The following is a 22708-nucleotide window of genomic DNA, read 5'->3' on the forward strand; positions in this document are numbered from 1 at the left end:
AATAAAAAAGTTGATTCTTGAAGCGTCCTTGCAAGGAACAAATTATTAATGTCTATGCTTGTTTGTTAACCTATCAAACGGTAAATGCCCGGGGTCTCTGGTGCTGAGTTATTCTCTGCCATACTTTCTTTATGAGCATTATCTATTTGGTAAAATAGATAAGCGGCAGTCATTAAAAGAGCTAATGGCCAGGAAACCGCTGCTGCAGTGATAAAGAATGCCGGTCCGGTTGTATTGTAGAATAACCCTTTCCAAAAATTGGAATAGGCGTCACTGCTTTCCTTCTTTAATTGGATAAGTAATTCCTGATGTATTGTATCATCGGCCAGTTTACCATTGACCAATTCGCGCTGAACGGCTATGGTCGATTGTTTATAGGTCTTGTAGTCATCTGCGGACACATACATGGCAGTTCCCAGCATGCTTAAAGCAGCTAGATAAGCCAGAGAAAGCCCTCCGGTAAAAATCAAGGTTGCCCCAAAGCCAGCGACGACAGCGCTTGCTGCTGCGACGTTAAAAGCATAATAAGACGTTTGAGCTGCCCATTCGTCATTTAAGATATCAATCTGCCGGTTAATAACGGCTAATTGTTGTTCTGATTTAGGCAACTCAGTAGTTTGCTTCTCTAATTCTGCAATACGATGATTATATTTGGCTTTTTCAAACAGCCAGCTTGCCATGATGAGGGCTACATCGAAAACTAAAAAGGCTACGGTTATTTTATCCGCTGCGGCGACCGAAATATGGAAAAGCTTATTGTAATTGGTTAGCAAGTTGACCGTGCCCCAAACGCTATCATTGAGCATGGAAAAGCCAGATTTTTCCAGTTCTTGTTTTAAAACTTTTTTGCCTGATAACACATTTCCTGATTCGGCATCCATAACGCGTTTTGTTACTGTGACCAGGTTAATTATAAAGCGAAATGCATAAATACCGACACTCAACACGTATAAGACCTGCTGTGGCTTATCGAGCGCTTTGACAAAGTCATCCATACTGTAATGGTGTCCCAATGTTGCGTTTACTCTTTTTAAGTAAGCAGGGATACCACTTTTTTGCAAAAGAACAATGGCGTTGTTGATCATGCCATGACAGTAAATCCAATAAATACGATTGTTATTTAAATTAGAGATGTTATCACGGAACTTGGCTGAATCAGTTAAGCTCGCTTTATAATCAGACACAGTATCAGATACTTTATTTCTGATAAAAGAAGAAAGCGGAACTGCTTTTTTACCGTCTTTAGATTTGGAAGAGACACTTGGTGTTTTAAAAGCAACTATCTCTGCTTTCTTCTTCTGCAGATCATTAAGCGTAGCCTCATCATAGTTGCATTGATAATAGACGATCATTAAATCACAAAGCGCTTCCATACAGCTTACTATCTCGTTATTCCGCTCATTTTCCCAGCGCTTTTTATTAGAAATGAATAACTGATATAAAGATGAAAATTCTGCATCCAGCTGATTTAGGTTAAAATCAGCAGCCTTAAAGTCAAAGGCTTCTGGTACTTTAGGTTTTTTATTAAAAAAGCTGTCTTTAAGCTGATTTAGATGAGATGGAGGCATAAATAATTTCCTGGTTTCAAAGCAATAATTTAAAAATTTACTTAGAGAGTGCTCATTTGCTGTAATCAGCAATGGCGGGAAAAAGCTCGCTATGAAGAGCGAGCACGCATACTACGTGTGATTATTCTTTTTATAAGCGAGGGAATGAGCAGTAAATTATTTAAAATAATATGTCCGCGGTCCTTAAGCGAAAGCAAGGCTATTTTTACAAAAGGAACGCTTGTAGGCATAATATCACCTCAACAGTAAAAAGTTAGTGCACAAGGAACACCACTGAAATAGTGCAACATGTTCTTTTTTTATAACATAATCTCTGTTTATGGAACAAGCATGCAAGGAATAAATTTACACAATTGATAAATTAATTATGAAATCAGCTGCGATTTTGTTAAAAAAAAGAAACCAGAGACGTAATTGTAACCAAAATAATTATAATTGTCACTAAAAACAGGGGTGGTTGGCAGTCAAATAACCAGAGTGTAAAATTATTCCTTTCATAAAATGAGTGAAAAATGAAAAAAGCAGTTGTTCTATTATCAGGAGGCCTTGACTCTACGACCTGTTTGGCGATGGCGAAAGCGCAAGGATTTGCCTGTTATGCACTTAGCTTTGCATACGGCCAAAGGCATTCCGTGGAATTATCGGCAGCACGGCGCGTTGCTGCTCATTTCTCAGTAGTAGAACACCGTGTCGTGACACTCGATCTGGGTCAATTCGGCGGTTCGGCCTTAACCGATGAAACACTGTCTGTACCTGATTATAAAGGAGATGGACTGATTCCAGTCACTTATGTCCCTGCACGTAATACGGTATTTTTATCCATTGCACTCGGTTTTGCGGAAGTAATTGGTGCGCGTGACATTTTTATTGGTGTCAGTGCGGTTGATTATTCTGGCTATCCAGATTGCCGTCCGGAGTATATTGCAGCTTTTGAGCACATGGCTAATTTGGCAACCAAGGCTGGCTTGGAAGGTGAAGGGGTTAAATTACATACGCCTTTACAACATTTGAGTAAGGCAGAAACCATTTTAGCGGGCAAGCATTTAGGCGTGGATTATGCATTGACCGTATCTTGTTATCAAGCAACTGAGAGTGGCCATGCTTGCGGGCGCTGTGATAGCTGTACCTACCGCCGACAAGGCTTCGAGGCTGCTGGAGTTGCCGATCCAACATTGTATCTTTAAAGTATTCCCCAGCGTGTTCGATATTAAAAATAATTTCTCATATGGAACCAGGATATGGATTCCGTGTAGAGGTTGGGCATTCTATGAAATAGGTTCGTTTTAGAGCCATTTGCTTTACGTTATGACAACGGTTGTACATTTCCAGTTCGTTTTTAGTTAACCGCCTGTTATGATTCGCCTCGGTTACTAAAACAAGGAGAAAGACATGACTGTTTTGGAGTTTTCAAGGATGCATTGGGCTGCGGCATCAGCTCTTTTTATTGCAACATCGCTTGCACTTGCGACGGGAACAATAATTTTTCTTCATCCCGGAATTATACTAGCAGTCGCAGGGTTCACCATATCGGATGCTATGCCCTTGGCCTTTATTGGGTTAATGCCACTTCCTGCCGCCATTACTACTTTGTCCGCTCTTGTTTTTAGCATCAATCTGATTCTTAGTACGTTCTTTAATATAGTGGTTGCGATATACAACGCGATGGACCATTTTTTTCGCCCTGACGATATTAATTTAGGCGACGGTTATAGCAGTGAAAAGAATAGAGATTTACGGAAATTACTCAGTGAACATTGGGCGATGACTTTCGCCCTTCTGATTGCAACGGCATTTGCTATAGCAATTGCTACGGTTAGCTTTCTTTATCCACCATTCATTCTGGCAATTGCCGGGTTTACTTTATTTGATACCACGCCTTTAGCATTTATAGGACCTATGCCTCTCCCAGCGGCTGTTCTTACGATAACGGCCCTTGTGTTCAGCATGAATGTGGTTGCCAGTATTCTCTTTAATACAGTCGTTACTATTTATAATGGTTTGGATCATTTGTTGCAGCCCGAACTGTCGGAGCATTTAATAACCAGTAGCCATCGTAATATGCAGGAGGGGGGGTTGGAAAAGAGACAATCAGGCAATGGTGAGATGGCTCCTACTACTGGCGGTGAAACTTATGGTGACGATACTCATCATTTTTCGCCCATTGATTCGACGACCCGAGGCATAAAGGTTCATGGCCATCTTTCTCCTTCTACAGAGACAGGTTCTCCCCGAAAAAATAATTGTTTTTAATTAGGGAGGCAAGAACGGCTCTAGTAACAGTTTTTTATTGTAGGTTGCTAGCGATTATTCTTGCCAACGTTTTACCAAGCCACTATCGATATCGAACAAATCCAAAATTCTGCCGACGGTATGATTAATCAAATCATCGATCGTTTGTGGCTGAGTATAAAAGGCGGGGACAGGTGGGCAAATAATCCCTCCCATTTGTGTAATGGTGACCATGTTTTGCAGATGTCCCAGATGCAAGGGCGTTTCTCTCGGCATTAAAACCAAACGGCGGCGCTCTTTAAGAACGACATCGGCTGCGCGGGTAAGCAAAGTCCCTGTAATACCATGAGCTATTTCGCCGAGTGTTTTCATGGAGCAGGGGGCGATAATCATGCCTTTTGTTTTATAGGATCCACTCGCGATAGAAGCACTGATATCATTAGCAGGATGATAAATATCAGCCAAATTTTTAAGCTCTTCCATTGTTAAACTGGTTTCGCAAGCACGGGTTAGTTGAGCGGCTTTACTCACTATCAGGTGGGTTTCAATAGGAAAATTTTTTAAGACTTGCAGTAAGCGAATACCGTAAATAATACCGGATGAGCCACTAATACCAATAATAAGACGTGGGTTACTCATGAGGATTATTATCCTTTTTCATCGTGCAACTATAATATTAGTCTCTATTGTAACGTATAAATCGAGCATTCCAGCGGCGTATGCGTTATAATTTGCCATTTTTATTGTTGCGAGTAATCACTTTATGACAACAGTCCGCAAAATGCTGGTGACCAGCGCACTCCCTTATGCGAATGGGCACCTACACTTGGGGCATTTGGTCGAACATATCCAGACTGATATTTGGGTGCGTACTCATAAAATGCTAGGTCATCAATGTATCAGCGTTTGTGGTGATGATGCCCATGGTACGCCAATTATGCTGAAAGCCGAACAATTAGGGATAACTCCGGAAGAATTGACTACTCAGATGAGGCAGAGTCATGAGCAGGATTTTAAAGCATTTGCGATTGCTTATGATTCTTACCATACAACTCATTCCGAGGAAAATCGGTTATTGTCTGCTCAAATTTATGAGCAATTACAAGCGGCGGGTGCTATTGTTAAAAAAACCATTCGCCAAGCCTATGACCCAGTGAAGGCAATGTTTTTGCCCGATCGCTATGTGAAAGGAACTTGTCCCAAATGTGGTACTGCCGATCAATACGGTGATAACTGCGAATCTTGCGGCGCAACTTATGCACCTACCGAACTCATTGATCCCGTTTCCGCTATTTCCGGCGCAAAGCCTATTGAAAAAGAGTCTGAGCATTATTTCTTTGATTTGCCACGTTATGAACAATTATTAAAGGAATGGACGCGCAATGGCCATTTGCAAACAGAAGTAGCTAACAAATTGGACGAATGGTTTGCGGCTGGCTTAAAACAGTGGGACATTTCCCGTGATGCGCCTTATTTTGGTTTTCAAATTCCTAATGTAAATGATAAATATTTCTATGTTTGGTTAGATGCACCGATTGGTTACATGGCTAGTTTTAAGAAATACTGTGATGAAAGTGGTTTGTCCTTTGCCGAGTTTTGGAATAAAGACTCTACAACAGAGTTGTACCATTTCGTTGGCAAGGACATTGTTTATTTCCATGCGTTGTTTTGGCCGGCTTTATTAGCAGCCAGTGGATATCGATTACCCACAGCCATTTTTACACATGGGTTTCTAACCGTGAATGGCCAGAAAATGTCAAAATCACGAGGTACATTTGTTGAGGCACGTACTTACCTCGCTCATTTGCATCCAGAGTATTTACGTTATTATTTTGCTGCAAAACTAAATAGTCGTGTTGATGATCTGGATTTGAATTTTGATGATTTTATTAACCGGGTGAACGCAGATTTAGTCGGTAAAGTGGTTAATATTGCTAGTCGCTGTGCTGGTTTTATTAATAAGCGTTTTGATAATCAATTGGCAACGGAGTTGGCTGAGCCTGCTCTTTACCAGCAGCTGCTGGCTCAAAAGACAGAGATTATTGATGCTTTTGTCCAGCGGGATTATGCGCGTGCTATCAGACAAATCATGGAATGTGCTGATCGGGTTAATCAGTATATCGATACGAACAAGCCTTGGGTACTTGCCAAGGATAATGAGCGCTTGGCTGATGTTCAGGCAATTTGTACTATGGGTTTGAATCTGTTTCGTTTGTTGATGACTTATTTAAAACCAGTATTACCGATGATGGCTGAAACTTGCGAACAATTTCTAAATTGCGAAGCGTTTGGCTGGGATAATATCGATAAACCGTTACTTGGCCACACGATTAATACGTTTAAACCTCTCATGGTGAGAGTAGAAAAAGAGAAAATTGATGCCATGCTATTACAAACCAAGGAGTCTTTGGTGAATGCAACTGATGTTCAAAAAAACCAGGCTAAGGCCATAGAGAATACAATCAGTATTGAGGATTTTACCAAGGTTGATTTACGGGTAGCTCGAATTATGTCTGCTGAAGCTGTTGAAGGAGCGGATAAGTTATTGCGTCTGCAATTGGATTTGGGCGATGGGCAGCGACAAGTATTTGCCGGAATTAAAAGCGCTTATGCGCCCGATGATCTCATCGGTCGTTTGACTGTGGTAGTAGCCAATTTGGCACCACGAACCATGCGTTTTGGGATATCTGAAGGCATGGTCTTGGCAGCGGGTGATGGAAAAGATATTTTTCTTTTACAGCCGGATGCAGGGGCACAGCCTGGTATGAAGATAAAATAATGGTTTCTGTTAAGGCAATTGACGAGTTATTACCACAAACGCAATGTGGTGAGTGTGGCTATTCAGGCTGTTTACCTTATGCCGAAGCATTGGCGCAAGGTACGGCGCCTATTGATCGCTGTCCACCTGGCGGGGTGACGACAATGCGCGCTCTTGGTGAGTTGTTAGGCGTTAATACAGAGTCTTACCTGGCGACGGTCGAAGCAAATACCCGTCCGCCTTCTTTAGCTGTTATTCGTGAAACAGAGTGCATCGGTTGTACCAAATGCATTCAAGCTTGTCCTGTCGATGCGATTATTGGTAGTGCCAAGTTGATGCATGCTGTTATTGCTCATGAATGTACCGGCTGCGGGCTTTGTGTGGCGCCTTGTCCGGTAGATTGTATTGAACTGGTGGATTTGCCGGAGCCTGGCTACGATAAAGCAGTTGCTCGCCAACGGTTTCATGCCAAACAGGCGCGTCTGTTAAGGGAAGAACAGGAGAAACAGCAAATTTATCGTGAAAAGCGCCAATTGGCTGTTAAAACCAGTGATGTCAGGCAGGATGTACAAGCCAAGCAGGACTATATCAGGCAAGCACTCATGAGAGTGCAGGCAAAGAAGAAATGAACAAAGCAAATCGTCGTGCTATTTTTGAACGTTTTCGCGCTCAAAATCCCCATCCTACAACAGAATTGAATTATAGTTCGCCGTTTGAATTGCTCATCGCTGTCATGCTTTCCGCACAGGCAACTGATGTCAGTGTTAATAAGGCAACGGCTAAACTTTTTCCTGTTGCCAATACACCCCAAGCGATATTGGCTCTGGGTGAAGAGCAATTAAAAACTTATATAAAAACAATTGGCTTGTTTAATAGTAAAGCGCAAAATGTGATAAAGACCTGCCAATGCCTGATTGAAAAACATGCAGGTCAAGTACCAGACAGTCGTGAAGCCTTGGAAGCGTTGCCGGGTGTAGGGCGTAAAACAGCCAATGTGGTGCTCAATACAGCGTTTGGTCAGCCAACGATGGCAGTAGACACCCATATTTTTCGGGTTGCCAATCGAACTGGTATAGCCGCAGGAAAAACACCACTGGCTGTTGAATTGGCTTTACTTAAGCAGGTGGATAAAGAATTCATACATGATGCTCACCATTGGCTTATTTTACATGGCCGTTATGTCTGTGTTGCTCGTAAACCGCGTTGCCCCGATTGCCTTATTCGCGATCTCTGCGAATATGAACATAAAACCAAATAATCAGATTACGCAGTCCCTAATCTACTCTGGTAATTTTTTAAGGTTGCTCCTAGAATAAAATTTTGACCATTGCTGGAGAGCAATATGGGGTTTTGGGATGCATGGAGCACAGTCAAGGAGTGGGGTAATTCCCTGTGGAATAACGAGTATATTAAGAAAACAGCAGTCGATCGATTTCGTTCTTCCTATTCTGTTTTAGAGCATTTAGCTAAAGAAATCGATGCTGCGCCAAAGGTCCTTTATTCAGCGGTTGTTGATCCCCAAACCCATAAGGTTGCTGGTCATGTAGCTCGTATTCTGGTTGAAGATTTACCCCTTATCATGGCACCTTCGTATGCTAATACGTTGATCCAACAAAGTGGCCAAAGCTATCTAAATAATGAATCAGATGTCCCTTGGCTAAGTATAGATACCAGCATAATCATGGCATTAGGACTTTTAGATTGGAGTGTTTGGGCCTATACCAATAGGCACCGGTTGCAAATGACGATGCGTATGCTGGTAGTGCTCCTGGAGGCAGGCGATGACTTAACTTTGAATAAACCGAAGATGACTATTTGTAGTGAAGAGGCCTGTACAGACGCACGTTTTTTAAAAGGGGTCATTCGCAGTACTATTAAGTATTCCACCACAAAACAATTGGTAAAGCTAATTGGGTATATACCTGTTGTAGGTGAGCCACTGACCTCTCTGGCATTGGCCTATAATGAGGGGAGTTATATTGTGTCAACGATAATTCCCGAGGTTTGTGATCGCCACCAGGAAGAATATTTTAATGAATATGCAGGGCTTATTTTGGCTCTGGGGATTGGACATGCTCTTACGGCCAAGGGGGCTGCCTTTTTAATAGAATATTTGACTTCGAAGTACCTGATTGCCCTTCCTAAATTTTATTACGAAGAGGCTTTCAGTAGTGCCCTGCTCGTTCTTTTTTTCAGTATCGCCGCCCATATGAAGTTACCCCCACCCGTACCTCAGTCAACCTATGCTATTCGTGATCCGATAATAGCCGCCAGACGTGCGATCGGGGTGGTTTTTGAAATTGTGTTCGCAGGCTCAAGAATCGTATTACCCCGTATGGTGAACAAGGAGCGCTTGCCTACTATTTCTTTAGCCCAGGTCGGAAAAATTTGGAAGTTGGGAGAGGCCATTTGGCTTCACCGCTGGGCTGACAGGGTGAGATTTATTTTGTTACCACACTCACTACAAAGCATGCAGTATTTCATTGATGATCCAGTCATTTCCCCTAACTGGAATGGTGTACGTAATAAGTTGGTAAAGGAGATTAAAACCTTTACAGAAAAGCGGGAAAGCTGGTTAATCTTCTTCGCAGGGCAACTGCCTGGCGCTTCCTCTACTGCAGCCAAGGCATTTTTTGGTGTTCCTGAGCCTCTTACAGCGTTTTTATTAAGACTTATGGGCAATGAAGACTTTATGCTGGCTTTGGGGACCTATGGTGAAAAATTGGAGGGTCTGCATGTTGGTCCCCCACCACCAATACCGGTTGAGGAGGATTCACCCTCTCTACGAGGTCATGAGAAGCAAGTCGGACAGAAATTACCGGTCCAAAACCCGGAATCTACCGCCAGTAAACCGCATAAAATTGCTCCGGAAACCGTTATCAGACACGAAAAATCTACCAAATTGGATGCTGAGAATGTTATTCGAAAACGTTCCAATCACCCAAAAATAAGCGCAAGTGCGGTAATTGGAAGAGGGGGCTCCCGTTTTTTTAAGACAGATCCCACAAGCGTTATTATGACTGGAAGTTCAGGGGATAGTACGGAGCAGGTATATATAGGAGAGCCGTCCGGTAATCAATATACTTAAATACTTAAAGGGGCGTCAGGGAAAGAGTCCTGCAGCTCGGTAGAATGGATTAATCAACGTATTAATATCGAACAGCGCTAGTGTATATAGGCTATCCCCAGGGATTATGTTCGTTTAGCGCTATAAAAAGCAGGAACCTGCTTTTTATAGCGAATTGACGCTGGCTTGAATCAAAGAAGTTTTTTTCTTTTAAAATAGTAAAGCATGAGAATAGTTAGCAATAGCATTAACCCCAGAGTAAATGGATAAGAATAACGCCATTTTAACTCCGGCATGTTGACGAAATTCATGCCATAGATACCTGCTATAAAAGTCAAGGGAATAAAGAGGCTGGCAAATACGGTAAGGACCTTCATGGTCTCATTCATGCGATTATTAATAGTTGATAAATAAATTTCTAGAATGGAGTTGCTCATTTCTCTTTGTAAATCAATCGATTGCAAAAGACGCACGCAGTGATCATGTAAATCGCGATAATAAAGGCGACACTTCACATCGATAAAACGCTTACGTTCTGACAATAACAAATCGACAATATCCTGCAGCGGGGTGATCGCTTTTCGCAGAGTCATTGTATGTCTTTTAATGGTATACAAACTGGAGAGATCGATAGCTTGAGGATCTTTGAGGAGCAGATCTTCCATGTTGCTCAAATTTTTTTCAACCTCTTCAACGAAATTGAAATAATTATCGACTATATTGTCCATTAGGAGATGTGTCAGGTATTCGCTGCCATGTTCCCTTACCAAAGAATGTTGTGCGCTTAGATACTTATAAATGGGATGCAAATCATAGTTATCGGATTCACGAAAAGTCACTAATAGATTTTTTTTTACCAGCATGCTGAGCTGTTCTACATTATAGCTTAGACGACGAGTAGCGCTATGCAGCAACTTAAAAACAATAAAGAAACCACCATCGATTTCATCTAATTTGGCACGTTGATGGGTATTTAAGATATCTTCAACAAATAAAGGGTGAATGGCAAATTCAGCGCAGAGCTCACTAATCTGTGGGCTATTTTCAAGTCCCGAGACGTCTACCCAGACAGACTGATTCGCATTCAAAGCATCCTGAATGGCAGGCAAGGATAAGCCTTCAATTCTTTTATAGTGATGACAATCGTAAATGTGGATGAAAATCCTGGTTTTAACCGGTGGGTTTTCACCAACATAGATAGCTGAACCCGGGAGCATCCCTTTTTTTGCTGATGATGTTTTCTTATGTGAATCCATAAGTTATTCCTTAGGCTGTATCACTACTATTCTGATTTCGTAAAAAGATTCAGTCAACATTGATTCTGACATAATAATTTATTTAGGAAAGGAAATATCGTTTTATTTCTCTAGTTTTTGACGGAGAGAATTTGCCAAAAGAAAGATAACAATGGTATATTACTGCACAATTCGAAGTACTATCTGGGTAAGAATTAGTCTCAGATGTGTAATATGAGTCCGGGCTGAATGATGACGATTTTTTCAACTGCGCTGCAGAAACGCAGTTATCACCCTCTTACTGTGGGTATGATGACTTGTCTTATTTTGTTGATCAATGTCTCGTTTAAGATCATTATGATCCAGGGTTTAATCTTTACTGCGAGTGCAGTGCTTTGCCCTTTGATAGCCTTTATTTATTTATTGGTTTTAAAAGAATGCAATGTTGTCCAGCAACGCCATATACTTAATCAATCGCTCCTTGCCTTGTATTTGTTTTCTATAGGGATTTATTTGCTGGTAAATTTGCCAGCAGCAGAAACAATGTATGATAACCCAGCCTATCAGATTGTTTTCGAGGACATTCCTAAAAAATTCTTTGCATCAACGCTGGCTTTTGGCTTGAGTTTTTATTTGCCGCACATGATTTGCTGCGCAAGAAACAGTAAACTGTTTGCCTCACCTAGAAAATGCCTTTTAATGGCGCTTTTGGGAGGTTTTTCTTTTTTTAGTTTGGATTTCGTTTTACTTTTTTCTGATCCGCATATTCATAGCTTTAATCAAATTTATCTTGACTCTTCAATGCTTGCATTGACTCTTCTATTGTTAATAGGAATTGTCTATCTGGTTTGTCTATTACTCTCCAACAGGCCAAATCAAACAAAACAGCCTGCAGACTTACCCCAGTATTTGTCATTCCCCTTATACCATTATTTGGTTAGTTTTTCGGTTGCTATCTTGTTGATCTGTTTGGCTTGTGAATATCGACTGGTTTCTTTTCCCAATGGTTGGGCTTTAACAGCCAGTGGATTGTTATTTCCCCTTACAATGATGGCTAGTAGTCTTATTGGCGAACTTTATGGTTATAAAGCAAATCTTCGTTTAATCATCGTGCTGTTAATCACACAATTAGTCTTCGATTTCTTGCTAATGGGGGCAGTTGCGTTGCCATCACCTGATTTTTTTAATCTGAATCCTTTCTATTCTTTAGTGATGCCGCGACAGATACCCGCAGCATCCCTGGCTTTATTTGTTAATTTTGTTACCAATGCTTCTTTATTGGAGTATTTGAAGAAAGCCCAGCTTGTCACGAGTCGTTATTCGCGGATTCTCATTGCTAATATTTGTGCCACTACGTTGATTTGCATCGTTAATTACAGTTTGTTGTATGCCGGTATTTATCCTCATGAGCAAATTTTTACTCTGGCAATTACCTACTGGCTCTATAAACTAATAGCGACTTTGATTGGTTTGCCGTTGATTTTATGGTTATGCAATCAATTTCACAAGCAGATGGAAAACTCGACTGGTTTACTGGCCAGCTAACGCAAGCATTCACAGGGATGCTGTAAAAGCTAAGCCTGGCTGAATACAGGCAAATTTTAATTAAGATTTTTTGACAGGCCTTTTCCAGCCAGTGATTGTTTTTTGTTTACTCTCAGTCAAGGTCAATTCATTAGCAGGTACATTTTTGCGAATAGTACTACCGGCGCCAATAGTAGCATTTGCTCCTACTGTCACGGGAGCAACTAATTGGGTGTCAGAGCCGACAAAAACGCCATCTTCGATGATTGTCTGATGTTTATTAGCACCATCGTAGTTGCAGGTAATAGTACCCGCACCAATATTAACCTCCTTGCCAAGGGTTACATCACCTAAATAGCTCAGATGGCTGGCTTTACTTCCCTCACCAAAAACCGCTTTCTTGGTTTCAACAAAATTGCCGATTTTGCAATCATTAGCTAATTGCGTACCTGGTCTTAAACGTGCGAAGGGACCAATGTGACAAGACTCACCAAGGTGACAGTCTTCAAGGACAGAGTTAGCGAGAATTTCACAGTTAGCACCTAAAGTAACATTATGCAGAATGCAATTGGGGCCTATAGAACAGCCATTACCCAGCACTACTTTGCCGCTAAACACATTATTAACGTCAATAAATACATCCTGGCCACAATGAAGTTCACCCCGTACATCGAAGCGGTTAGCATCAGCCAGGGAAACACCAGAAAGCATGAGTTGTTTAGCAAGGCGCTGTTGCCAAATACGCTCCAACTGCTGTAATTGTAAACGATCATTCACTCCCTGAATTTCCATAAGGTTTGGTGTCTGCAGGGAGGTAATCACTTGCTGTTCATTGACTGCCATGGCAATGATTTCTGTCAAATAATATTCGCCTTGGGCATTATTGCAGCCTAACTGTGGTAACCAACGAGCAAGGTCAGCTGCTTGAACACAACAAATGCCGCTGTATATTTCCTGGATTTGTTTTTGCTCGGCGGTGGCATCTTTTTCTTCGACGATGGCCGAAATATCGCCTTGGGCATTGCGGACAATGCGGCCAAGTCCAGTTGGGTTATCAAGTTTTGCCAGCAATAAACTTAAGGAATTGGCTTGTGCAGGAGCAGCGTGGTGTGTATCAATCAGGTTTTGCAGCGTTTTCGCCTCAATTAAAGGAACATCTGCTGAAAGAATGAGCACTTGTGAATCTAACGGAATATGAGGAAGGGCCTGCATCACCGCATGTCCGGTGCCAAGTTGATCTTTTTGTAATACCCAGTTGACAGGCAGGTCGGGAAGCGCTGCTTTTATTTGTTCACCACCATGACCATAAACGACGTAAACAGCCTCTGGATTGAGTTGTTGTGCTGTTTCTACCACACGTACGAGCATCGGCTTTCCAGCAATCTTGTGCAATACTTTTGGGGTACTGGAATACATGCGTTTACCCTGACCGGCGGCAAGAATAATAATTTGTAGTGTCATAGGATTACGATTTCCTTTTTTGGAACAACATTACTCAGGGTGGCTACTGAATTAAGCAATCTGTCTGTATGTTGCGAATAGAATAATTAATGGATATGATAAAAAAAATATGAGCAAAGGAGTAGTGCCATGTCCAATTTTCTTCAGGTTGCAAAAATTATTCTCGCTAGAAGAATTAAACAAATTAGGAATGATTCTGTTAGTGCGGATACAGGGTTGACTAACCTCGCAATTACTTTTTTTAGCCTCGGTTTTTTGGGCCGTGATAAAGCACTATCTGCTACCAAGCAAGATCTTGACGATGATTTGTTATCTGAACTTAACGATGTCCAGGATGGCGAGAATGATGAGGCTACATTGGAAACGCTGAAAACGTTGATTAGCAAATATAAAAATTCAGCGAAGATAGCAAGTAGCAAAAAAGGGTATGATGAAGGAACTTCGGGCCCTGCGTTGCAAGCGTTAATTACGTTACTGGATGATATATACAAAAAACTTAAAGACGTAGAAAAAGAGAGCAAAGACGTAGAAAAAGAGAGCGAAGAGGGCGTCAAACTTCTTGATACCCCCGATGATGGTACGCCGTTGAATGTTTATCGTTATCAGACAATAAGATATCTGGCCCAGAAAGTCGAAGACGCGGGCAACCAGTCACTCATCAACAAGTTATTACAGAATCCGAAAATTTCCTCTTGCCACGAATTGGCAGAAGAGAAGGAAAAAATTCTTATCGCCAATTTAAAACAATGTGAAGAAAATATAAGGGAGCTTAATGAGTTTGAAGAAATTGCTCGTCGTGAGGCTGAAAGAGCAAGGAAGGCTCTGGAAGAAGCAAAGAAGGTTATAAAGGATGAGGATATCGAGGATGCAGAAATCCCCAAGCCAAGTAAAATTCTTGTTGAAAAAAAGCCTGTCGATTATCCGGCATTGAGAAAGAAGAGTGTTTTGTCCTCTTTAAAGGCTTTAAAAGAAGAGAATGAAACTTTATGTGAGCGCTTTGGCCCGAAAATTAGTCTCCCCGTTAGCGTGATATTTTTTACTTCACTTAGTATTGCCCTACCGACTTTCAAGCCAGGTCCAGGTTATTTGCAAGAGTGTGCTGAAGCGGCAGTATCGGAGATTAATCCGCCTGAAGTAACCCAGATCTCTATTTGCTCTCTGTAGGATACACCGTCAGTAAGTAGGGATATAAAATATGCACTTTAAGGGGTTAGTTCGCCGCATAAATTCGTTTCCATCAACGTTTTGACTTCTTGATTACTCAAGTTTTTACTGAATAGATAGAGCAATTTGCAGTGGGCGGCTTCTGGTGTCATATCATGGCCGCTGATAAGTCCAGCCTGTTTTAAAGTATGCCCGGTGGCATATTGGCTCATTTCCACCCGTCCATGCTGGCATTGACTGCAATTGACGATGACAATGCCCCGTTCACAAGCATTCTTTAAAAGAGCCAAAAATTGCGGATCATTGTTTTGCGCATTCCCCGCGCCATAGGTTTCCAAGACCAGACCTTTTAGTGGCTGCTGCAAAATAAATTCCAATACTTTTGTGGCAAAACCCGGGAATAAACGAAAGTTAGCAATAAATTGGGGGCTTATTGTTTGTAAACAAAAAGGCCTGATCGGTGGCGGTAGTAGACGTTCTTGATGCAATTGGATGCTGATTCCAATCGTTGCTAAATGAGGGGCATTGGGTGAATCAAAGGCATTAAAACGTTGCGCGCTGATTTTTTGAGCCCGGTTACCACGCAATAAATGTTGATTAAAGTAAATACATACTTCATTAATGGGTTGATGCGCACATAGCCACAGGGAGGTAATTACATTGTCCAGTGCGTCATTACGAACCTCAGATAAAGGAATTTGCGAGCCAGTAACAATGACCGGTTTTCCCAGATTTTCCAGCATGAATGATAAAGCAGACGCTGTGTATGCCATGGTGTCCGTGCCATGAAAAATTACAAAGCCGTCAAACTTCGCATATTCATTAGCAATATCGGTCGCAATGCGATTCCAATCCATTACTGTCATGTTGGATGAGTCAAGCAGCGGCTGATACTCCTTAATAGCATAATCAGGCATTTCAGCATGATTTAATGCGGGGATTTTAGCCAGGGCTGATTGGACGTATCCCATGGCTGGTTCATAACCATGATTAGTTTTTACAGAACTAATTGTTCCACCGGTATTAAGGATCAAAATGCGTTTTTTCATGGGCGCGCCTGCTGAGAGAGTTGTTGAAATTATACCTGTCATCCCAAGCATTGTGGAATGCTTCATTGTTTTGACTGCAATCTTGACAAGCTGACGACTGCCTTGTAGAAATTAAATCCACAAGGATTGAATGGGAGCGGTTATGGGAGGCAATCTCTTAGAAACACTGCAGGAAGAATACGATAAAGCGTATAAGCCTATCCATGCTCGTTGTGAATATTTTAGTAATACAGCAAGCCAAATAAGACAGCTCTTGTTAACTCATTTTTCTAATGAAACAACAAAGGCAATGTTGGTTGAAGAAGCCCAGACCGAGTTAGAGGACGGCGTGCAGCGGTGTCTGGTCAAGGAGGAAGTGCTTATTGCTACGGCAGAGCAATTTAATGCGGCATCAGGAAGGACTCTGCCTAGTTTGGTACATGCTTTAGATGAACATATTGTAACCAGTGGTTTACCTGTCATTGTGTTGAATAATCAATACCAGCTAAAGCTGGAAAAGCCTTATCCCGCCAAAGTACAGGATTTCATGCAGCAATTTGTAGATAGTTTAACTGCTTACCGAATAAGTTTGGGTATTTGCGATATTTATTTCGCAATGATCAGGTATTCTTATTTAGATCTCACTGCTCATAAAGAGTGCCTCTGTCTAGCCCAGCAATTGCAAGATCTATTGCCAGAGTCTGGGGAAAAAGTAGATTTACAAAACAGGTTACGGCAGGCAAAAGCGAACAAGAAAAAGATTAATGCATTGCTTGTTAACGTCTATGAGGGGGCTCAAACCTTTGACGAGGAATTGCCATTTAAAGTACAGCAACTTGTAGAGCAATTTGAACGAGGGCGGCTTTATTTGCAAGACTGTTACAAAAAATTCCCTAACAATACTAAATTGGCTTGGCTTTTTTTTGATGGAGCATGGCAAGCATTGTTGAAGAATATTGCTAATAATCTCTATGCTGCTCAGTGTACTTATTCCAGTTTATACGGCAGCCTGACTATCTCGCCTGATTTCATTGCTGAAATAAACAGGGAAATCGTCCAGTTTCGTGATGCGGCTTTAGAGAGGCTCCCTGAGCTTAAAACCGAATTGCTAATGACTGCCTATCAAAAGACAAATCAGGTTATAGTCAGTGTTAAAAAAATTGCTGCGATAAAACGTATTTCCTTAGATGAGGCGCCGCCTATGCTATTTGCAACGGGTGAAAAATCGATTTGGGGACTCATGGCGGCTTACTATCAACCACTGTCTGAACAACCAGTTGCTTCCACCTGGGCAAATCCTGTGGTGTCTTCGTCTACGAATGATGACCTTGGAAATGAATCGCCAGTCCTTTAAGTACAGATTTATTTGCCAAGCTCTTGTACTTTGTGGAAAAATCAAGGTATTAATGGTTTAGTGTAAGCAGTGGCGACATGGTGATTGATCGAGCCGGGTACCGGCTGAACGTTGGGATCATTCTGGTCAACGGATCTGGCCGGGTGTTTTGGGGTAGGCGCTATGGTCATGATGCCTGGCAATTTCCGCAAGGGGGGCTTGCTACAGGCGAAACCTCATTAGAGGCCATGTATCGCGAATTGCGAGAAGAAATAGGCTTGGATAGAGAGGATATCGAAGTTTTAGGTTCGACCAAGCGCTGGCTCAAATACCGTCTGCCTAAGCAATATCTTCGCCATGGCAAAGAGCCTCTGGTGATTGGTCAAAAGCAAAAATGGTATTTATTAAAATTAGTTGCTTCTGAGCAGAAAGTTCGACTGGATTTAAGTGATTCGCCGGAGTTTGATAGCTGGCGCTGGATTGATTATCACGAGCCGCAAGAGCAGGTTATTTTTTTCAAAAGACAAGTCTATGCTCAGGCCATGAAAGAATTAGAGTACTTGTTAAAGAAACGTCGCACTCCATTTGGTGCACGCCGCAAGCGAGGTAATCATAGTCGATAAATGCTAAAAATATTAAAACGAATTGTACAGGATGTAACCACAGCCACTCAATTAACCGATGCATTGACAATCCTGGTGCAACGAGTGCGCAAAGCAGTGAATGCTGATGCCGTTTCCGTTTTCCTTATTGATAACAAGCACGCCGAATATGTATTGATCGCCACAGAGGGCTTAAACAGGCAAGCAGAATCAAGAGTGCGTGTTGGATTAGACAGTGGTTTGATTGGTTTAGTGGGGCGTCGCGAAGAACCGATTAATATTGAAAATGCACCCTCGCATCCCGATTTTTACCAACATAGCCTGCTGGGTGAAGAGCATCTGAATGCTTTTCTAGGTGTACCGATCATTCAACATCGTAAATTGTATGGTGTACTAACCGTACAACAAAAAGAACAACGTTGTTTTGATGATGCTGAAGAAGCCTTTTTAATTACCTTGGCGGCGCAGCTTGGTGGTATTATTGCTCATGCTGAAGCAACAGGCGAATTAGCACAATTAACCCAGCCAAAACCCTTGGGAACGGACAAGGTTGATTCGGCCCCCATGGCATTGACTGGTGTCGGTAGCGTGCCTGGTGTTGGTATTGGTACAGCCGTTGTTGTTTATCCTCCTGCTGACATTGATGCAGTCCCCCGCCGTACTGTCGAAGATCTTGATGCCGAGCTGGCTGCTTTCTTTCATGCCTTACAAATGGCACGTGAAGATATGCAACGCTTAAGCAAGCGTATGAAAGCTACCGTTGATGAAGATGAGCATGCTTTATTCGATGTGTATTTGCGTATCCTGGATAAGGATAGTCTAGGTGCTGAAGTTGAACATGTTATCCGGGAAGAACATCTTAGTGCCCAGGCCGCTTTGGCGGTTGTTATCAAAAAACATGTACAACTATTTGAAAGTATGGAGGATGACTATCTACGTGAACGAGCCTCTGATTTTCGTGATTTAGGTCGACGCGTACTTGCTGAGCTGCAATGGTCTCAACGGGAAGAAATAATCTACCCCCGACGAACTATCCTGATTGGTGAAGAAATCACTGCTGCAGCATTAGCTGAAGTACCGGAGGGGTATTTGGTTGGGGTTGTATCTGCAAAAGGAGCAAATAACTCTCATGTTGCTATTTTAGCGCGTGCTTTGGGTGTGCCTACGGTCATGGGGGTTCGTGGACTTAAAATTGAACATTTATCGCGTCGTGCTGTTGTCGTTGATGGGTATTACGGCCACGTTTATGTGTCGCCCTCGAAAACTGTTCTGGCAGAATTTAAAAAGGTGGCGCAAGAAGAGCAAGAATTAAATCAAAGCCTGGTGAGTTTACGAGATAAGCCTGCGGAAACACTGGATAACTACCGGGTCTCTTTACAAGTGAATACTGGACTGGCAATGGATGCGGGCTTATCGATGAGTGTTGGGGCAGAAGGGGTAGGGCTTTACCGCTCGGAAGTGCCGTTTATGAGCCGTGATCGGTTCCCCTCTGAAGATGAACAACATATTATCTATCGTCAGATTCTTAAAGCGTTTGCACCACGATTTGTAACAATGCGGACGTTGGATATTGGCGGGGATAAAATACTTCCTTATTTTCCAGTAGAAGAAGATAACCCTTACTTGGGTTGGCGGGGCATCCGTGTCACGCTCGATCATCCCGATGTTTTCTTGATGCAGGTGCGCGCAATGATGCGTGCCAGTGAAGAGCTGAATAATCTACGTATCATGTTACCCATGGTGACTACTTTAAGTGAGGTAGAAGAGGCTGCCTATCTGGTGGGGCAGGCTTATGAAGAATTGTTAGAAGAGGGGTATCGCATTGAAAGACCTAAACTGGGTGTTATGGTTGAAGTACCAGCAGCAGTTTATCTTGCGCGTGAATTAGCAAAGCGTGTTGATTTCCTATCTGTAGGTAGTAACGACTTAACGCAATATTTGCTGGCAGTTGACCGCAATAACGCACGTGTAGCAGGACTTTATGATGGGTTTCATCCAGCGATGCTACGGACCTTAATGAAAGTGGTAGAAGGTGGTCATGCTGCGGGTATTGAAGTAAGTATTTGCGGCGAGATGGCCAGTGATCCTCTCGCTGTGATCCTATTGCTGGCAATGGGTTTTGATACTTTGAGTATGAACTCAACAAGCTTGCCGCGAGTTAAGTGGGTGATTCGTAATATTTCTCTCGCACAGGCGCGCAAAGTGTTGGCGGATGTGTTAGAACTTGAACATCCGGCTGAGATCAGACTGTATTTACAAAAAGCATTGGAGGACGAGGGCCTGGGTGGCTTAATCAGGGCAGGGAGATCGTGATTTTATCGGAAATAGCTGTGAATGGCGGCATTTATGCCTTGGCGGGTGCTTTTGCTGGCCTTATGTCAGGCCTTATGGGGATAGGAGGCGGTATCGTTGTGGTACCTGCATTGCTTTTTATTTTTCAACATAATCCGGCTTTCCCTTCCAATTTGACGATGCATTTTGCTGCTGGAACTTCCCTGGCCGTTATGTTGTTCACCTCGCAGTCATCCATCCGCGCCCATTATCGCCAGAGTGGTATTCAGTGGGGTGTTTATAATCGTTTATGGCCTGGTATTATAATCGGTGCGATAACTGGCGGGGTGCTTGCCGATCAATTGCCAACGCGTTGGTTGGAGATACTATTTGGACTATTTTTGTTGTTTGTTGCTTTCAAGATGTTATCTGGCATGCAAATCACTCGCCCACAGCAATTTCCTCGCCCCTGGATTAACAATTTGATAAGTTTCTTAATCGGTTGTAAATCGGGGTTATTAGGGGTTGGCGGTGGAACAGTCATTATTCCCTATCTTAGCTATTGTGGTATGGAAATGCCGAAAATTGCGCCAGTATCGGCCTTATGTACAATGACGGTTGCAATTATTGGCACCATAACATTTATAATGACCGGTCTAAATGAGGTTGGCTTGCCAGCTTACACAACCGGCTATATTTATTGGCCAGCAGTATTGTGTATAGCTATTCCAAGCAGTATTTTTGCTCCTGTCGGGGCGAAATTGACGTATGTTTTGCCCATTAAGCATTTGAAATATGGGTTTGTTGTTATCCTGGTTTTCACTGCCATCAACTTATTAATTTAAAGGATTTTTTTAGAGGTAATTGTATGCTGCCCTTCCCGGCTATTGATCCTGTTGCATTCTCTCTAGGTCCTATCAAGGTGCATTGGTATGGTCTGATGTATTTGGCTGGCTTTTTTATCGCTTGGCTTTTAGCCCACTTGCGGGTGAAGCTTTACCATCTGGATTGGACTTCTGAGCAAATTAGCGATTTAATTTTTTATTCTGCTCTGGGCGTCATTATTGGCGGCCGGCTAGGTTATATGTTGTTTTACAATACACAGCATTTATTTACCAGGCCTTGGGATTTATTGAAGTTATGGGAGGGTGGTATGTCCTTTCATGGCGGTTTGCTTGGGGTCGCTGTAGCAATGTTCCTGTTTGCCCGTAAAGTTAAAAAACCCTTTGTAGAGATCACAGATTTTCTTGCTCCCTTAGTACCTTTGGGGCTTGCTGCAGGTCGTATCGGTAATTTTATTAATGGAGAGTTGTGGGGGCGCGTTACCGACGTGCCCTGGGCTATAGTCTTTCCCCATTCCGATGGACAACCCCGCCATCCTTCCCAATTATATGAATTTGGCTTGGAAGGTCTTGCTTTATTTATCTTTCTGTGGTGGTATGCTGCCAAACCGAGGCCTAAGGGTGCTATATCAGCAATGTTCTTAATTGGTTATGCCATTTGCCGTTTAATTGCTGAGTGTTTTCGCCAGCCTGATGCGCAGTTAGGTTATATTGCCTTTGATTGGTTAACAATGGGACAATTATTATCTATCCCGATGTTAGTGGCAGGTTTATGTTTATTCCGGTGGGCTAAACGATGAAGACATATTTGCAATTTCTCCAACACATTTTAGAGCATGGGACAAAAAAATCAGATAGAACAGGCACCGGGACCCTATCTGTTTTTGGCTATCAGATGCGTTTTAATCTGGCGGATGGCTTTCCTTTGCTTACCACTAAAAAATTACACACGCGCAGCATTATTCATGAATTGCTCTGGTTTCTGCGGGGTGAAACCAATATTGCTTATCTGAATGAGAATGGCGTAACTATTTGGGACGAATGGGCAGATAGTAAGGGGGATTTAGGTCCTGTCTATGGCCGCCAATGGCGTTCCTGGCCTACACCGGATGGCCGCTCTATCGATCAATTGATGGAAGTCGTTACCCAAATCAAGACAAATCCCGACTCTCGTCGTCTCCTTGTAAGCGCCTGGAATGTTGGTGAACTGGACAAGATGGCTTTAATGCCTTGTCATGCCTTATTTCAATTTTATGTTGCAGATAATCGTCTTTCTTGCCAATTGTACCAGCGTTCGGCGGATGTTTTTTTAGGTGTGCCTTTTAATATCGCTTCCTATTCCTTACTTACTCACATGATGGCAGAGCAATGCAATCTGGACGTGGGGGAATTCATTTGGACTGGTGGCGATTGCCATTTGTATTTAAATCATCTTGAGCAAGCACGTACTCAGTTGGAGCGCACCCCTTTACCGTTACCTCAACTTGTTATTAAACAAAAAGCACCTTCACTTTTTGATTATCAGTTTGCTGATTTTGAATTTCGGAATTATCAATCCCATCCGGCTATCAAAGCCCCTATTGCTGTTTAAAGGGGCTGCTACAAGGTATGCTGCAGTGCCTATGT

19 protein-coding genes are annotated in these 22708 nt (G+C 42.4%); 14 read left to right on the plus strand and 5 right to left on the minus strand.

Translation table 11 applies throughout. The features are described from left to right. Positions 1–65: 65 nt before the first annotated feature. Entirely contained in the window at positions 66–1568 is a 1503-nt protein-coding gene (locus tag Lfee_RS01500; RefSeq protein ID WP_058443520.1) for a hypothetical protein, read from the minus strand. 512 nt (positions 1569–2080) lie between these two features. Here Lfee_RS01500 and queC point away from each other — a divergent pair. Both queC and Lfee_RS01510 read left to right on the plus strand, forming a co-directional pair. Beyond that, positions 2081–2752 carry a 7-cyano-7-deazaguanine synthase QueC gene (queC, locus tag Lfee_RS01505; RefSeq protein ID WP_058443521.1) on the plus strand — a complete coding sequence of 224 codons (672 nt, stop codon included), beginning with the start codon at positions 2081–2083 and terminating at the stop codon, positions 2750–2752. Positions 2753–2957: 205 nt separating this feature from the next. After that, on the plus strand, positions 2958–3818 hold the full coding sequence (locus tag Lfee_RS01510; protein ID WP_058443522.1) for a hypothetical protein: 861 nt from the start codon (positions 2958–2960) through the stop codon (positions 3816–3818). 54 nt (positions 3819–3872) lie between these two features. Here the strand turns inward: Lfee_RS01510 and Lfee_RS01515 are convergent, their stop codons facing one another. Beyond that, positions 3873–4436, minus strand: a complete 564-nt coding sequence (locus tag Lfee_RS01515; RefSeq protein ID WP_058443523.1) for a UbiX family flavin prenyltransferase — start codon at positions 4434–4436, stop codon at positions 3873–3875. A gap of 124 nt (positions 4437–4560) precedes the next feature. On the opposite strand from Lfee_RS01515, the gene metG reads away from it, so the two are divergent. The 4 genes from metG (at position 4561) to Lfee_RS01535 (ending at position 9643) form a co-directional block, all read left to right on the plus strand. Next, entirely contained in the window at positions 4561–6576 is a 2016-nt protein-coding gene (metG, locus tag Lfee_RS01520; protein WP_058443524.1) for a methionine--tRNA ligase, read from the plus strand. Beyond that, positions 6576–7184 carry an RnfABCDGE type electron transport complex subunit B gene (locus tag Lfee_RS01525; RefSeq protein ID WP_058443525.1) on the plus strand — a complete coding sequence of 203 codons (609 nt, stop codon included), beginning with the start codon at positions 6576–6578 and terminating at the stop codon, positions 7182–7184. Before metG ends, Lfee_RS01525 begins: the two co-directional genes overlap by 1 nt. Then, entirely contained in the window at positions 7181–7813 is a 633-nt protein-coding gene (gene nth, locus Lfee_RS01530; RefSeq protein WP_058443526.1) for an endonuclease III, read from the plus strand. Before Lfee_RS01525 ends, nth begins: the two co-directional genes overlap by 4 nt. A gap of 84 nt (positions 7814–7897) precedes the next feature. After that, a complete protein-coding gene (locus Lfee_RS01535) occupies positions 7898–9643 on the plus strand; it encodes a hypothetical protein (protein ID WP_058443527.1) in 1746 nt (581 codons plus the stop codon). Between the two features lie 170 nt (positions 9644–9813). On the opposite strand, the gene corA is transcribed toward Lfee_RS01535, so the two are convergent. Beyond that, entirely contained in the window at positions 9814–10878 is a 1065-nt protein-coding gene (gene corA / locus Lfee_RS01540; RefSeq protein ID WP_058443528.1) for a magnesium/cobalt transporter CorA, read from the minus strand. 228 nt (positions 10879–11106) lie between these two features. On the opposite strand from corA, the gene Lfee_RS01545 reads away from it, so the two are divergent. Next, positions 11107–12402 carry a VUT family protein gene (locus tag Lfee_RS01545; protein WP_330981739.1) on the plus strand — a complete coding sequence of 432 codons (1296 nt, stop codon included), beginning with the start codon at positions 11107–11109 and terminating at the stop codon, positions 12400–12402. Between the two features lie 60 nt (positions 12403–12462). On the opposite strand, the gene glmU is transcribed toward Lfee_RS01545, so the two are convergent. Beyond that, the gene (gene glmU, locus Lfee_RS01550) at positions 12463–13842 is read right to left on the minus strand and encodes a bifunctional UDP-N-acetylglucosamine diphosphorylase/glucosamine-1-phosphate N-acetyltransferase GlmU (protein ID WP_058443529.1); all 1380 of its coding nucleotides are present in this window, start codon (positions 13840–13842) and stop codon (positions 12463–12465) included. 129 nt (positions 13843–13971) lie between these two features. Between glmU and Lfee_RS01555 the strand changes: the two genes are divergently transcribed. Beyond that, positions 13972–15006, plus strand: coding sequence for a hypothetical protein (locus Lfee_RS01555; protein WP_058443530.1), 1035 nt, complete (start codon positions 13972–13974; stop codon positions 15004–15006). Positions 15007–15044: 38 nt separating this feature from the next. Here Lfee_RS01555 and ansA read toward each other — a convergent pair whose 3' ends face one another. Continuing rightward, positions 15045–16055, minus strand: a complete 1011-nt coding sequence (gene ansA, locus Lfee_RS01560) for an asparaginase (RefSeq protein ID WP_058443573.1) — start codon at positions 16053–16055, stop codon at positions 15045–15047. Positions 16056–16197: 142 nt separating this feature from the next. On the opposite strand from ansA, the gene Lfee_RS01565 reads away from it, so the two are divergent. The 6 genes from Lfee_RS01565 (at position 16198) to thyA (ending at position 22673) form a co-directional block, all read left to right on the plus strand. After that, positions 16198–17388, plus strand: coding sequence for a hypothetical protein (locus Lfee_RS01565; RefSeq protein ID WP_131753151.1), 1191 nt, complete (start codon positions 16198–16200; stop codon positions 17386–17388). 77 nt (positions 17389–17465) lie between these two features. Further along, positions 17466–17990: an RNA pyrophosphohydrolase gene (locus Lfee_RS01570; protein ID WP_058443532.1), complete on the plus strand. Its 525-nt coding sequence runs from the start codon at positions 17466–17468 to the stop codon at positions 17988–17990. Then, positions 17991–20282, plus strand: a complete 2292-nt coding sequence (gene ptsP / locus Lfee_RS01575) for a phosphoenolpyruvate--protein phosphotransferase (protein ID WP_058443533.1) — start codon at positions 17991–17993, stop codon at positions 20280–20282. Beyond that, positions 20279–21085, plus strand: a complete 807-nt coding sequence (locus tag Lfee_RS01580; RefSeq protein ID WP_058443534.1) for a sulfite exporter TauE/SafE family protein — start codon at positions 20279–20281, stop codon at positions 21083–21085. The genes ptsP and Lfee_RS01580 overlap by 4 nt, the downstream gene beginning before the upstream one ends. A gap of 23 nt (positions 21086–21108) precedes the next feature. Then, positions 21109–21882, plus strand: a complete 774-nt coding sequence (gene lgt / locus Lfee_RS01585) for a prolipoprotein diacylglyceryl transferase (RefSeq protein WP_058443535.1) — start codon at positions 21109–21111, stop codon at positions 21880–21882. Then, on the plus strand, positions 21879–22673 hold the full coding sequence (thyA, locus tag Lfee_RS01590; RefSeq protein ID WP_058443536.1) for a thymidylate synthase: 795 nt from the start codon (positions 21879–21881) through the stop codon (positions 22671–22673). Before lgt ends, thyA begins: the two co-directional genes overlap by 4 nt. Positions 22674–22708 lie beyond the last annotated feature (35 nt).

Origin of the sequence: Legionella feeleii (assembly GCF_001467625.1) — a bacterium.
Classification (GTDB): Bacteria; Pseudomonadota; Gammaproteobacteria; order Legionellales; family Legionellaceae; genus Tatlockia; species Tatlockia feeleii.